10 protein-coding genes and 4 tRNA genes are annotated in these 13,025 nt (G+C 69.7%); 4 read left to right on the plus strand and 10 right to left on the minus strand.

The annotated features are described in order from the left end of the window. Positions 1–10: 10 nt before the first annotated feature. Positions 11–1,093, plus strand: coding sequence for a phosphoribosylformylglycinamidine cyclo-ligase (purM, locus tag ACFV0T_RS07470; RefSeq protein WP_385775456.1), 1,083 nt, complete (start codon positions 11–13; stop codon positions 1,091–1,093). A gap of 127 nt (positions 1,094–1,220) precedes the next feature. Here purM and ACFV0T_RS07475 read toward each other — a convergent pair whose 3' ends face one another. Together ACFV0T_RS07475 and ACFV0T_RS07480 are read right to left on the minus strand one after the other, a co-directional pair. Continuing rightward, entirely contained in the window at positions 1,221–1,481 is a 261-nt protein-coding gene (locus ACFV0T_RS07475; protein WP_385775458.1) for a DUF3073 domain-containing protein, read from the minus strand. Positions 1,482–1,790: 309 nt separating this feature from the next. Next, entirely contained in the window at positions 1,791–2,888 is a 1,098-nt protein-coding gene (locus ACFV0T_RS07480) for a Leu/Phe/Val dehydrogenase (protein WP_385775460.1), read from the minus strand. Positions 2,889–3,110: 222 nt separating this feature from the next. Between ACFV0T_RS07480 and ACFV0T_RS07485 the strand changes: the two genes are divergently transcribed. Together ACFV0T_RS07485 and bldC are read left to right on the plus strand one after the other, a co-directional pair. Next, entirely contained in the window at positions 3,111–3,962 is an 852-nt protein-coding gene (locus tag ACFV0T_RS07485) for a hypothetical protein (RefSeq protein ID WP_385775462.1), read from the plus strand. 658 nt (positions 3,963–4,620) lie between these two features. Continuing rightward, entirely contained in the window at positions 4,621–4,827 is a 207-nt protein-coding gene (gene bldC, locus ACFV0T_RS07490; RefSeq protein WP_003949541.1) for a developmental transcriptional regulator BldC, read from the plus strand. Between the two features lie 500 nt (positions 4,828–5,327). Here the strand turns inward: bldC and ACFV0T_RS07495 are convergent, their stop codons facing one another. The 8 genes from ACFV0T_RS07495 to ACFV0T_RS07530 all read right to left on the minus strand — a co-directional run bounded on the left by ACFV0T_RS07495 (position 5,328) and on the right by ACFV0T_RS07530 (position 12,487). Continuing rightward, a complete protein-coding gene (locus tag ACFV0T_RS07495; protein WP_385775464.1) occupies positions 5,328–5,519 on the minus strand; it encodes a DUF6274 family protein in 192 nt (63 codons plus the stop codon). Positions 5,520–5,822: 303 nt separating this feature from the next. Then, a tRNA-Asp gene (locus ACFV0T_RS07500) sits at positions 5,823–5,897 on the minus strand. Positions 5,898–5,991: 94 nt separating this feature from the next. Next, positions 5,992–9,969: an ATP-dependent RNA helicase HrpA gene (gene hrpA, locus ACFV0T_RS07505; protein ID WP_385775466.1), complete on the minus strand. Its 3,978-nt coding sequence runs from the start codon at positions 9,967–9,969 to the stop codon at positions 5,992–5,994. Positions 9,970–10,107: 138 nt separating this feature from the next. Continuing rightward, positions 10,108–10,446, minus strand: a complete 339-nt coding sequence (locus ACFV0T_RS07510) for a hypothetical protein (RefSeq protein ID WP_385775468.1) — start codon at positions 10,444–10,446, stop codon at positions 10,108–10,110. Between the two features lie 81 nt (positions 10,447–10,527). Further along, positions 10,528–10,601: transfer RNA gene (locus ACFV0T_RS07515), tRNA-Phe, on the minus strand. A 24-nt stretch (positions 10,602–10,625) separates the two neighbouring features. After that, a tRNA-Asp gene (locus ACFV0T_RS07520) sits at positions 10,626–10,700 on the minus strand. Between the two features lie 50 nt (positions 10,701–10,750). Further along, positions 10,751–10,823: transfer RNA gene (locus ACFV0T_RS07525), tRNA-Glu, on the minus strand. Between the two features lie 80 nt (positions 10,824–10,903). Further along, positions 10,904–12,487, minus strand: a complete 1,584-nt coding sequence (locus tag ACFV0T_RS07530) for a metallophosphoesterase (protein WP_385775471.1) — start codon at positions 12,485–12,487, stop codon at positions 10,904–10,906. Positions 12,488–12,614: 127 nt separating this feature from the next. Here ACFV0T_RS07530 and ACFV0T_RS07535 point away from each other — a divergent pair, with 127 nt between their 5' ends. After that, positions 12,615–12,965, plus strand: a complete 351-nt coding sequence (locus ACFV0T_RS07535; RefSeq protein WP_385775473.1) for a metallopeptidase family protein — start codon at positions 12,615–12,617, stop codon at positions 12,963–12,965. Positions 12,966–13,025 lie beyond the last annotated feature (60 nt).

Raw genomic sequence — 13,025 nt, forward strand, 5'->3', positions numbered from 1 at the left:
TCTCACCGTCATGTCTGAGACAACTGGTGCCAGCTACGCAGCGGCGTCATACAAAACAGCGGGTGTCGACATCGAAGCGGGCGACCGCGCGGTGGAGCTGATGAAGGAGTGGGTCAAGAAGACCCGGCGCCCCGAGGTCCTCGGCGGCCTCGGCGGCTTCGCCGGTCTCTTCGACGCCTCCGCCCTCAAGCGCTACGAGCGTCCGCTGCTCGCCTCCGCCACGGACGGCGTCGGCACGAAGGTCGACATCGCCCGTCAGGTCGGCGTGTACGACACCATCGGCCACGACCTGGTCGCGATGGTCATGGACGACATCGTGGTGTGCGGCGCCGAGCCGCTGTTCATGACCGACTACATCTGCGTCGGCAAGGTCCACCCCGAGCGGGTCGCCTCGATCGTCAAGGGCATCGCCGAGGGCTGTGTGCTGGCCGGCTGCGCCCTGGTGGGCGGCGAGACGGCCGAACACCCCGGCCTGCTGGGCGAGGACGACTTCGACGTCGCCGGCGCCGGTACGGGCGTGGTGGAGGCCGACCGGCTGCTCGGCGCCGATCGCATCCGTACGGGGGACGCCGTGATCGCCATGGCGGCGTCCGGGCTTCACTCGAACGGGTACTCCCTCGTCCGGCACGTCCTGCTGAACCAGGCGGGCCTGTCGCTGGACGCGCGGATCGAGGAGTTCGGCCGCACGCTGGGCGAGGAGCTCCTGGAGCCCACCAAGATCTACTCGCTGGACTGCCTGGCCCTGACCCGCACCACCGACGTGCACGCCTTCTCGCACATCACCGGCGGCGGACTGGCGGCCAACCTGGCCCGGGTCATCCCGGACGACCTGCACGCGATCGTCGACCGCGCCACCTGGACCCCGGCCCCGGTCTTCGACCTCGTCGGGAAGACCGGCGACGTGGCACGGCTGGAGCTGGAGAAGACCCTGAACATGGGCGTCGGCATGATCGCGATCGTGCCGGAGGAGTCGGCCGACGTGGCGCTGGCGACGCTGGCCGACCGTGGCGTCGAGGCCTGGGTCGCCGGCGAGATCACGGACCGGGGCGAGTACGCGACGGGCGCCGAACTGGTCGGCGACTACGCGGTCTGAGACACCCCGGCCGGGGAACGGCAGCAGGGGAAACGGCAGCACAAAACCCGGTCCGGCGCTGATGCCCCGGACCGGGTGGAGTGCAGTTGCTACGGGAGCCGCGGAAACTGCCGGAGGCGCTGATGCGTCAAGCGCCGCGACGTTGTTGCGATGAGGGACCGGACTCGTCGTCCTCGTCCTCATCGTCGTCGTTGTACAGATCCGCGTACTGCGCGTACGGGTCGTCTTCTTCTTCGTCGTCGTCCTCGAACGGCTCGCCGTTCGGCGGCTGGCTCGAAGTCGATGCGCCCAGCTCGCTGGCCAGACGCGACAGGTCAGTCCCACCGCTGTTGTACTTCAGCTGGCGGGCGACCTTCGTCTGCTTGGCCTTGGCCCGGCCGCGCCCCATGGCTCGACCCCCTCGGTGACGGGGCTCGACGGCCCCAGAGTCTGACACGCGTTCATGATCCGGAACGGACTCTCCGTGGAGAGGCCGGTCCGTAGGGCTTCCACGGTACCTGAGCCCGCGCCCATACGGTACGTCGCCCGCAGGAAGCGCGTGTGCGCAGGACCTTCGAGGCGCCCTGTCCTCGCTGGTCAGTGGCGATTTTAACCACTTATCCGAGCACGACCCGCCGGTAGACGTGAGAGTTCTCTCGAAGTTCTCGCCGGCGGGTACCGCCCGAAGCCGCGAGCACACCTGTGGCGTGCCCGTGGATCAGTGTGCCGCCCGGCCCTCCGCCATCCGCTGCTCGGCGATCCGGTCGGCCGCCGCGGCCGGCGGAATCCCGTCCGCCTTCGCACGTGCGAAGATGGCCAGAGTGGTGTCGAAGATCTTCGCGGCCTTCGCCCGGCACCGCTCGAAGTCGAAGCCGTGCAGCTCGTCGGCGACCTGGATGACCCCGCCGGCGTTCACCACGTAGTCCGGCGCGTAGAGGATCCCGCGGTCGGCGAGGTCCTTCTCCACACCCGGGTGGGCGAGCTGGTTGTTGGCCGCGCCACAGACGATCTTGGCGGTCAGCACCGGCACGCTGGCGTCGTTCAGCGCGCCGCCGAGCGCGCAGGGGGCGTAGATGTCGAGGCCCTCGAACCGGATCAGTTCCTCGGTGTCGGCGACCGCGCTCACATTCTCCGGGTGCCGGTCCAGGATCCGCTGCACGGCGTCCGCGCGCACGTCCGTGATCACGACCCGGGCACCCTCCGCCAGCACGTGCTCCACCAGGTGGTGGCCGACCTTGCCGACGCCCGCGATGCCGACCGTGCGGCCGCGCAGCGAGGGGTCGCCCCACAGCTGCTGGGCGCTGGCCCGCATGCCCTGGTAGACCCCGAACGCGGTCAGCACCGACGAGTCGCCGGCGCCGCCGTTCTCGGGGGAACGCCCGGTGGTCCAGCGGCACTCGCGTGCGACGACGTCCATGTCCGCGACATAGGTGCCGACGTCGCAGGCGGTGACGTAGCGGCCGCCGAGCGAGGCGACGAACCGGCCGTAGGCGAGGAGCAGCTCCTCCGTCTTGATCGCGTCGGGGTCACCGATGATCACGGCCTTGCCGCCGCCGTGGTCCAGACCGGCCATGGCGTTCTTGTACGACATGCCGCGCGCGAGGTTCAGGGCGTCGGCGACGGCCTCCGCCTCGGTCGCGTACGGGTAGAAGCGCGTGCCGCCGAGGGCGGGGCCCAGGGCGGTGGAGTGGATGGCGATGACGGCCTTGAGGCCGCTGGCGCGGTCCTGACAGAGCACGACTTGCTCATGACCCCCCTGATCCGAGTGGAACAGGGTGTGCAGTACATCAGCATGCGCGCCGGTTACGTCGGTCACTGTGGTGACTCCAGGGTAAGTAGCGGCGGTCGGAGAACAGCTCCCGTAGGGGTGGCGGAAGCTGTGGCACGAGAGTAGAGCCTGCTCGTACCGGTCGACCGCGCAGTGCTCAGGATCACCTACTCCCGGAGTACCACCGTGCGACGATTTGCATAGTTTTCCCGCGTGTTTGTGTGCGGGTTCCGCAGTTTTCCCAGGCGGTCCGCGGGGGAGGGAGCAGGCGTGCCCAAGGTGTCCTCGGTGATCGTCCCGTACGCGACCTATCTGCGCGTCTACGAACCGCTGGCCGCCTTCCCGGAGCCGGAGCGCAGCCACTGGGCGCGCTACGCCCGGCGCCCGGCCCGCCCCTCGTACCAGGAAGAGCTGCGCCGCTCGCTGGCCGACCTGCTGCCCACGCCGCCGATCCCGGTACCGGTGCACGAGAGCGGCGACGCCTTCGTGGCCGACGTGGAGGGCGTGCTGTGCGTCTGCCCCTGGCGCACCCGGCTGCGCGGCTGGCAGGCGCTGGAGGAGCTGGACGAGGTGCTGCCGAGGGCGGTCCTGGACTCCGTGCTCCCGGCGCTGGTGCGCGACCAGGCCGCCCAGGACTACGAGCGCTGGCTGGCCCGCAACCCCGACGCCCGCCCCTGGATCCGCACGGCGACCTGGCAGGTCCCGCTGAACTGGTTCGTGCTCGTCTCCGACGAGGAGCGGGAGTACGACAAGGGGTCCGGCACCGCCGAGGACGAGCCGCCCGTGCTGCGCTACCGCACCCCGATGGTGCAGGCGCGGCGCCGGGTGGCGCGGGCCCTGCGCGCCCTGCGGGACGCGATGGACGAGGGGCCGCTCATCGACGGCCTGGTGGACGTGGGGCGCTGGCTGGAGGACTTCCACCCGCGCTCGCTGGTGGAGCTGGACTACGGCGGGCTGGTGCACGCCCTGCCGGGCGGCGAGCTGGAGGACGACCATTCGGCCGCGGACGTGGCCGAGGGGATCGAGGCACTGCGACGCGGCGACGGTCCCGCGGCGGGGGAGGCGTACGCCCGGCTCGTGGTGCGGTGGCGGTCGGTACGGGACCGCCGGTCGGCGAACTGACGGAGTGGGCGGCCTGACGCCCGGTCGGACCGCCGGTGTCACCCGGCGGACGGCGCGGTCGGACCGCCGGCGTGGGCGGGCCTGCGGTGCGGGCGGGCTTCGGTGCGGTCGGCCTGACGACGCGACAGGCGTGAGGCGAGTGACATGGGTCACGGCCGAAAACGCTACGAACGACGTACCGTCTACCGGACTTCGTGAAAGCGACGGGACGTTGGTCCCGATCCGGGCCTTTGTGTCAAGCGTGACAGACCGCACGTACCCGTCTCTTGCATCCCATCCCACTCCTCGTGCCAAAATAGGACAAGGAGTCCGGGGAGGCTCCATCCGCCCAGCTGTGCTCCCATATGGGCGGAATCTCTGTATTGCGTGCTTTGGGGGGTCTCGTGACTCCTGATCGCCCCTGTGACTGATCGTCACAGAGGCGTGACTGTCCGCTATGGCATGGTCCATCGGCTTCCGTCGCTGATGAACACCTGGGAGGGCAATTCCATCGGTTTGGCCGACGCGGCTGGACAGATGGTGTAGTTGTAGTGCCGAGGACAAGCCGTTCGTCCTATAACCGACTCGACTCGCGTCCGCCATTTCGGGCAACGCGGGTCAAGGTGCAGAATTTAGAGGAAAGAACCGAGAAGGTTCGGTTCTCCCGAGGAGGCCGCTCATGACCGCTCGCACCCCTGATGCCGAGCCGCTGCTGACCCCGGCTGAGGTCGCCACCATGTTCCGTGTCGACCCCAAGACGGTCACGCGGTGGGCGAAGGCCGGCAAGCTCACGTCCATCCGCACGCTCGGCGGACACCGCCGTTACCGCGAGGCTGAGGTCCGCGCACTGCTCGCGGGTATCCCGCAGCAGCGCAGCGAGGCCTGAACAGCCTGAACAACTGAATATCGGGCAAACCGGCAGGTCCCCCAACCCGCCGAGGCGCCCGAAACCAAAGCTCCAAGCGACGCGGGTCCTGCCCCAACAGGCCCCCCGCCCAAGCCTTCAGGCAACAGCACAGGGTGCGTCGTGGATCGCGCTGGACTCCGCCGGGTCCAGCGCGATCTTTTTTTGTGCCCTCGTGACACCCCTGCGGCGCCCCCGCGACGGCCCCGTGGTGCCTCCGCCGCGCTCGGGCGATCGTCCGCCGATGCCCCGACTGTGGGCCGGCGGTCAGTCTGTGAGCGGCCTTGTCGGAGTCTGGGGAGGGGTGTCGGATCTCCTGTGCACGGCTGTCGACACCAGTACAATTGCACATATTAAATTGACCAGTTGTAGGAGTCGGGTAAGTACCGCGCTTTCAAAAACTCATGCGGTGACACCCGTCACATGCCAGAGTCCTTGTTGCCTCTGGCTCATGTGCGCTAGATGCGATCCGCCGGCGCCGGTCACGTCGGGGAAGGGCTTTCGTTCTCGACGGCCTCGGCGAAGCACTCCGTGTCCTGAGGGGCCGTGTCCAGCTCCAGCCGCAGCAGGCGGTGACAGATCTGGCAGTGGCGGGTCAGGTGCCGGTAGGACGACGCGGCCGCCAGATGCGCGCGGAGCAACGCCCGCGTCTCGTGCCTGGCCGTCGCCGCCATGCGCCACCTCCCAGGGGGCCGTGCGGTGAAGGGGCCCTGCTCCCTGGGTACTGGGCGGATCCGGCGACGTCAAGACGGCACGGGCGCGGTGCACGGAGGCACGGCACGGGCGCACGGTGCGGGCGTACAGACGGGAGGGCCCGGGTCCGAGGGCCCGGGCTCTCCTGTATCTCTCACATCTCCCACGCCTGTGCGGTCCTGACGGGATGTGCCCTGCCCGACGGCGGCCGCGCCGCGGGCGGCGTCGCCGCAACACGACTGAGGCCCGCGTCCCAGAAGGGCGCGGGCCTCAGTCGATCTATGCGGTCCTGACGGGATTTGAACCCGCGGCCTCCACCTTGACAGGGTGGCGAGCACTCCAAACTGCTCCACAGGACCAGGTTTCGCGGCGCTTTTCCTGCGTTGCGCTGCGAGAACAGACTGTACAGGAGGGTGAGCCCCTTGGTCGAACTCACCCAGTGTGCAGGCTTGGTCACGGCACGGCGGCGTCGATCGCCTTCACGATCCGCTTGTCCGAGACGGGGTACGCCGTTCCCAGCGCGTGGGCGAAATAGCTGACCCGGAGCTCCTCGATCATCCAGCGGATGTCCAGGACCGAGGAGGGGACCGGGCGGCCCTGGGGCATCTGCTCCAGCAGCCAGGCGTACTCGTCCTGCATCTCGTGGACCTTCTCCATCCGGGTCGTGTCCCGCTGGACGTTGGTCGGCATCTGTTGCAGGCGGCGGTCCGCGGCCACCAGATAGCGCATCAGGTCCGGCAGCCGCCGCAGCCCGGTCTCCGTGACGAAGCCGGGCTTCACGAGGGCGTCCAGCTGCTTGCGTACGTCCTGGAGGTTCGCCACGAGTGCGGTGCTGCGCGCGTCCTTCAGGCGGCGCTCACAGGCCTGCCAGGCGGCCAGTACCTGCTGCACCTGCCCGACCGTACGGACCGTCGTGTCGACGATCTCGGCTCGCACCTTGTCGTACAGCTTCCGGTGCGACTCCTCGTCCCACGCCGGGCCCCCGAAGTCGGCGATCAGCTTGTCCGCGGCCGCCATCGCGCAGTCGTCGAACAGGGCCTGGATCGAGCCGTGCGGGTTCGCGGACAGAGCGAGTTTCTGGGCGTTCGTCAGCTTGTCGGAGGCGAACTTCGCCGGGTTCACCGGGATGTTGCGCAGGATCAGCCGCCGTGCGCCCTTCCACATGGCCTCGGCCTGCTCCGCCTCCGTGTCGAAGAGACGTACGGAGACGGTGTTCGCCGTCGGTCCGTCGTCGACCAGCGCCGGGTACGCCTTCACCGGCTGGCCGGCGCGGCGGGTCTCGAAGACGCGGGTGAGGGTGCCGATGCTCCAGTCGGTCAGACCCTTGCGTTCCAGGGACTCGCCGCCCTGGCGCTCGGCGGTGGCCGCCGCGGCCTGGGACAGGGCCTGGCGGGCCTTCGGCTTGAGCCGGAGCTTCAGCTTCTCCAGGTCCTTGTCCTCGGCGAGCTTGCGGCGCCGCTCGTCGACGATCCGGAACGTGATCTTCAAGTGGTCGGGGACCCTGCCCCAGTCGAAGTCCTCGGCCTCGAAGGGGACGCCGACCATCCGCTTCAGCTCACGGGCCATGGTGGTGGACAGCGGTTCCTGCAAGGGCACCGCCCGGTCCAGGAACGCCTTCGCGTAGTTCGGCGCGGGCACGTAGTGGCGGCGGACCGGCTTCGGCAGGGAGCGGATCAGCTCGGTGACCACGTCCTCGCGCAGACCCGGGATCTGCCAGTCGAAGCCCTCGTCCGTGACCTGGTTGAGGACCTGGAGCGGGATGTGCACGGTCACGCCGTCGGCGTCCGCGCCCGGCTCGAACTGGTAGGTGACGCGGAACTTCAGCGGCCCCTGCCGCCAGGAGTCCGGGTAGTCGGCCTTGGTGACCGCCTCCGCCGACTCCCGGATGAGCATCGCCCGCTCGAAGTCGAGGAAGTCGGGCTGCTCGGTCCGCTTGTGCTTCCACCAGGAGTCGAAGTGGGCGCCCGACACGACGTGTTCGGGGACCCGCTGCTCGTAGAAGTCGAAGAGCGTGTCGTCGTCGACCAGGATGTCCCGGCGCCGGGCGCGGTGCTCCAGCTCCTCGACCTCGGTGAGCAGCTTGCGGTTGTCGGCGAAGAACTTGTGGTGCGTGCGCCAGTCGCCCTCGACGAGCGCGTTGCGAATGAAAAGTTCGCGGGAGGTCTCCGGGTCGATCCGCCCGTAGTTGACCTTCCGCTGGGCGATGATCGGTACGCCGTACAGCGTGACCTTCTCGTACGCCATCACCGCCGCCTGGTCCTTCTCCCAGTGCGGCTCGCTGTAGGTGCGCTTGAGGAGGTGCTCGGCGAGCGGCTCGACCCACTCGGGCTCGATTCTCGCGTTGACGCGGGCCCAGAGGCGGCTCGTCTCCACCAGCTCCGCCGACATCACGAAGCGCGGGGGCTTCTTGAAGAGGGCCGAGCCGGGGAAGATCGCGAACTTGGCGCTGCGGGCGCCCAGGTACTCGTTCTTCCCCGTGCTCCGCCCGCTCTCGCCCCCGGTCTCCTTCACGTCCTTCATCCCGACATGGGAGAGGAGGCCGGCGAGGAGGGAGACATGGACGCTCTGGCCGGGCGCGTCGTCCTCGTTGAGATGGATCCCCATCCCCTTCGCGACCGTGCGGAGCTGGCTGTAGATGTCCTGCCACTCGCGGATCCGCAGGAAGTTGAGGTACTCCTGCTTGCACATGCGGCGGAAGGCGGAGGAGCCCCGCTCCTTCTGCTGCTCGCGGACGTAGCGCCAGAGGTTGAGGTAGGCGAGGAAGTCGCTCGTCTCGTCCTTGAAGCGGGCGTGCTGCTGGTCGGCCTGGGTCTGCTTGTCGGCCGGTCGCTCGCGCGGGTCCTGGATGGAGAGCGCCGCCGCTATGACCATGACCTCGCGGACACAGCCGTTCTTGTCGGCCTCCAGGACCATGCGGGCCAGCCGCGGGTCGACGGGCAGCTGGGCGAGCTTGCGGCCGGTGTCGGTGAGCCGCTTGCGCGCGTCCTGCTGGGCCGGGTCGAGGGCACCCAGCTCCTGGAGCAGCTGGACGCCGTCGCGGATGTTGCGGTGGTCCGGCGGGTCGATGAAGGGGAACTTCTCGATGTCGCCGAGGCCGGCCGCGGTCATCTGGAGGATGACGGAGGCGAGGTTCGTCCGCAGGATCTCCGCGTCCGTGAACTCCGGCCGGGCGAGGAAGTCGTCCTCGGAGTACAGCCGGATGCAGACACCGTCGGACGTACGGCCGCAGCGGCCCTTGCGCTGGTTGGCGCTGGCCTGCGAGACCGCCTCGATGGGCAGCCGCTGGACCTTGGTGCGGTGGCTGTAGCGGGAGATGCGGGCGAAGCCGGGGTCGATGACGTACTTGATGCCCGGCACGGTCAGCGAGGTCTCGGCGACGTTGGTCGCCAGAACGATCCTGCGGCCGGTGTGGGGCTGGAACACGCGGTGCTGCTCGGCGTGCGAGAGCCGGGCGTAGAGCGGCAGGACCTCGGTGAACCGGTAGTTCTTCTTGACCAGCGCGTCCGCGGTGTCGCGGATCTCGCGCTCGCCGGAGAGGAAGACCAGGATGTCGCCCTTGCCCTCGCCCTGGAGCTCCTCCACGGCGTCGCAGATCGCGGTGATCTGGTCGCGGTCGGCGTCCTCGGAGTCCTCTTCGAGGAGCGGGCGGTAGCGCACCTCGACGGGATAGGTACGCCCGCTGACCTCGACGATCGGGGCGTCGCCGAAGTGCCGGGAGAAGCGCTCGGGGTCGATGGTCGCGGAGGTGATGACGACCTTGAGGTCGGGGCGCTTGGGCAGCAGCTGGGCGAGGTAGCCGAGCAGGAAGTCGATGTTGAGGGACCGCTCGTGGGCCTCGTCGATGATGATCGTGTCGTAGGCGCGCAGTTCACGGTCGGTCTGGATCTCGGCCAGCAGGATGCCGTCCGTCATCAGCTTCACGAAGGTGGCGTCCGGGTTCACCTGGTCGGTGAAGCGCACCTTCCAGCCGACCGCCTCCCCGAGCGGGGTGCGCAGTTCCTCGGCGACCCGCTCGGCGACGGTACGGGCGGCGATACGGCGGGGCTGGGTGTGCCCGATCATGCCGCGCACGCCACGCCCCAGCTCCATACAGATCTTGGGGATCTGCGTGGTCTTCCCGGAACCGGTCTCACCGGCGACGATGACGACCTGGTGATCGCGGATGGCGGCCGCGATCTCGTCCTTCTTCTGGCTGACCGGAAGCTGCTCGGGATAGCTGACGGCCGGGACACGGGCGCGCCGCCGGCCCATCCGTTCCTCGGCGTTCGCGACCTCCGCCTCGATCTCGGCGAGGACGGCGGCGCGGGCCTCCGGCTTACGGATCTTGCGCGCGCCTTCGAGCCTGCGCCCGAGCCGGTGCGCGTCGCGCAGGGTCAGCTCGGTCAGGCGGGGGGCGAGGGCGCCGAGGGCGGGGGCAGGGTGCGTAGACATACGCGATCCAGGATCTCATCCCGGGGAAATCCGTGGCGAACCCTTTTGCCTCCGGCGTTGTACGTGGCGTGGCCGTCGCCCTGTCCGCGGCCTTGCGCGTGGCCCGTCCGCGGCTTCGGCCACGGCGGGGAGCGCAGGTCAGGGGGTGCGCTGTTCCGGGGGCGCGGGAGCCGGTGCGGGGGCGGACGCGGGAGCCGGTGCGGAGTCCCGGCGCGGTCCGTCGCCGAGGGCGATGGACCGGGCGGTGTTGGAGATGGCCTTGATGCCCAGGTAGGCGGTGGTCATGCTGCTCACCGCGGTGAACGCGGCGGTGAGCACGCCGACGATCACGGCCTTGTCGCCGTCGAGCCGCCAGACGCCGAAGGCCGCGACGCCGGCGATGGCGAGGTTGCTGACCACGACGGCGAGCAGTCCGTACCGGGCCCGGACCTTCTCCAACTCGGTGTCCTGATCGGCCCTGGCCTGACTCCGAACCATCGTGCCCCTGCCCCCTCAGCACCACGCCCACCAGGGATGTACGACAGAAGCCCCATCCGAACGGATGGGGCTTCTGGCTTGTGGCTGGGGCCGGGGTCGAACCGGCGACCTATCGCTTTTCAGGCGATCGCTCGTACCAACTGAGCTACCCAGCCACGAGGCTTCCGGGGAAACCTCAGCGGTCCTGACGGGATTTGAACCCGCGGCCTCCACCTTGACAGGGTGGCGAGCACTCCAAACTGCTCCACAGGACCAAGCTGTTGTGTGCGAACCAGCGAACGTAAGTGTCGCACACCGTACTGCGTGCCCCCAACGGGATTCGAACCCGTGCTACCGCCTTGAAAGGGCGGCGTCCTAGGCCGCTAGACGATGAGGGCTATCGGCCCGCCTGGGCGCTTCTCAGCGCGTCGGGGACGTGAGAAGCATATGGGATGGCGGGAGGTATCGCCAAAACGGTTTACGGGGCGGCGGTGGAGGGGGTCGCGGACGGGCTGGGCGACTGGGGTGCCCCCGGTTGGTTCTCCTCCGGGAGATGGCGGCTGACCTCCGCAGTGGTCAGCCCCAGGCCGCCGAGTTCGATCTCGTCCCAGGCCTGAAGGCGCCGGGTGTCGCGGTCGAAGTAGAGGATCGAGGCCTGGATCGGGTCCGGGTAGGTGTCCTCCACGGCCCGCAGCCCGCTGCCGCCCGTCGAGCCCTCGATGCGGAGCCGGGTGCCGTTCTTCATGACCTCGGTCCCCTCGTGGTGCAGATGGCCGGCCAGCGCGAGCGGCACCTCGCCGTCCGTCAGGCGCGCCGCGAACGGCTCGTGGGCGATGGCCACGTCGGCCGGCGTGCCGGCCGTCTTCTGGTCGCGCAGGGCCGAGGCCAGTCGGGCGCCCGCCAGGTACTCGACCGAGTCGCCGCCCGGCTGCGTCGAGCGGTCGGGCGTGAACTGCGGGTCGCCGATGCCCGCGAAGCGCAGGCCCGCGACGGTCTCGGCCCGCCCGTCGTCGAGGACGTGCACGTTCTTCATGCCCTCCAGATAGCGCTGGGTGAGGAGCGAGTCGTGGTTGCCGCGGACCCAGACGTAGGGGGCGCCGAGGTCGGAGATCGGGTCCAGGAAGCGGTTCTCCGCCGCCGTGCCGTGGTCCATGGTGTCGCCGGAGTCGACGATCACGTCGACCTTGTACTGATCCACCAGCGACGCGATGATCTTCCAGCTCGCCGGGTTGAGATGGATGTCGGAGACGTGCAGGACCCGGATGGTGCTCGGGTCCGGCGAGTAGGCGGGCAACGTGGACGTGACGTCGTAGAGCTTCGTCACGTTCGTCACCAGGCGGGCCAACTCCTGCTGGTAGACGTCGAACTCGGTGACGATGCTGCGCGCGTTGCCCACCAGGGAGGGCGCGGAGGACAGCAGACCCGAGAACCTCGGCTCCAGGACCGACTGGGGCTTCCAGGTGGCGTACGCCGTCCCGCCGGAGGCCGCGAGCAGGGCCAGGGCCAGTCCACCGGCCGCGAGGGCGCGGCGGGGACGGCGGTAGACCGCGAGGCCGAGCGTGGTGGCGCCGGTGACGACGGCGACGCAGGAGCGTACGGCCAGGTCGAACGTGCCGTGCTCGACGTCCCGGGTCACCTCGTCCTGGAGGCCGGTGATGCGCTCGGGGTGGTCCACCAGGGCCTGGGCGCGGACCGGGTCGAGCTGGTCGACGTTCACGTCCAGCCGGACGGGGGCGACATGGCTGTCCAGGCTGAGCGCGCCCAGCGGTGAGATGTTGATCTTCGTGCCGCCGGTGAGGGAGGGGCGCAGGGTCATCGTGGTGTCCATGGGACCCACCGGCACCCGTACGTTCCCGACGGTCAGCAGTCCCAGCCAGGCACCGGCGAGGACCACGGTCACCAGGCCCAAGGCGCGGACCCAGGGGCGCGGCCGGGGCATGAGCTCGACCGCCGGCCGGGTGCGGCGGACGGATCGGCGGCGGCGGGCGAGGGCGTGGGGCGCTCTGCGTATGCGGTTCAGGGCGGCGACGGGGACTCGGGCGCGGACGGGGACGCGAACCATTGGTCGCGTATGCCCAAGTCCCCGGTCGGGTATGCGGACGGTCGCACGACTCTCGCCTCGGGCCCGGGTGGCCGCCGTACCGGACACGCGTCGGGCCCACGGGGCCGCCGTGCCGGACAATGGGCCTGTGCTGGAGATGACGCGCGAGGACTTCGAGGAACTGGTCGCCGAGGCGCTCGACCGGATCCCGCCGGAGCTGACCCGGCTGATGGACAACGTCGCGGTGTTCGTCGAGGACGAACCGCCCGCCGACGACCCCGAGCTGCTCGGGCTCTACGAGGGCACCCCGCTCACGGACCGCGGCGAGTGGTACGCGGGTGTGCTGCCGGACCGGATCACGATCTACCGGGGGCCCACGCTCAGGATGTGCGACACGAGGCAGGACGTTGTCGCGGAGACCGAGGTGACGGTGGTGCACGAGATCGCCCATCACTTCGGCATCGACGACGAGCGGCTGCACGCGCTCGGCTACGGCTGACCGGACGCGCCAGGGTACGGCGGCCCGGCGCGTGTCCTCATGCGGGCGGCGGGAGTTGGG

This window comes from Streptomyces sp. NPDC059582, from assembly GCF_042735715.1.
Classification (GTDB): domain Bacteria; phylum Actinomycetota; class Actinomycetes; order Streptomycetales; family Streptomycetaceae; genus Streptomyces.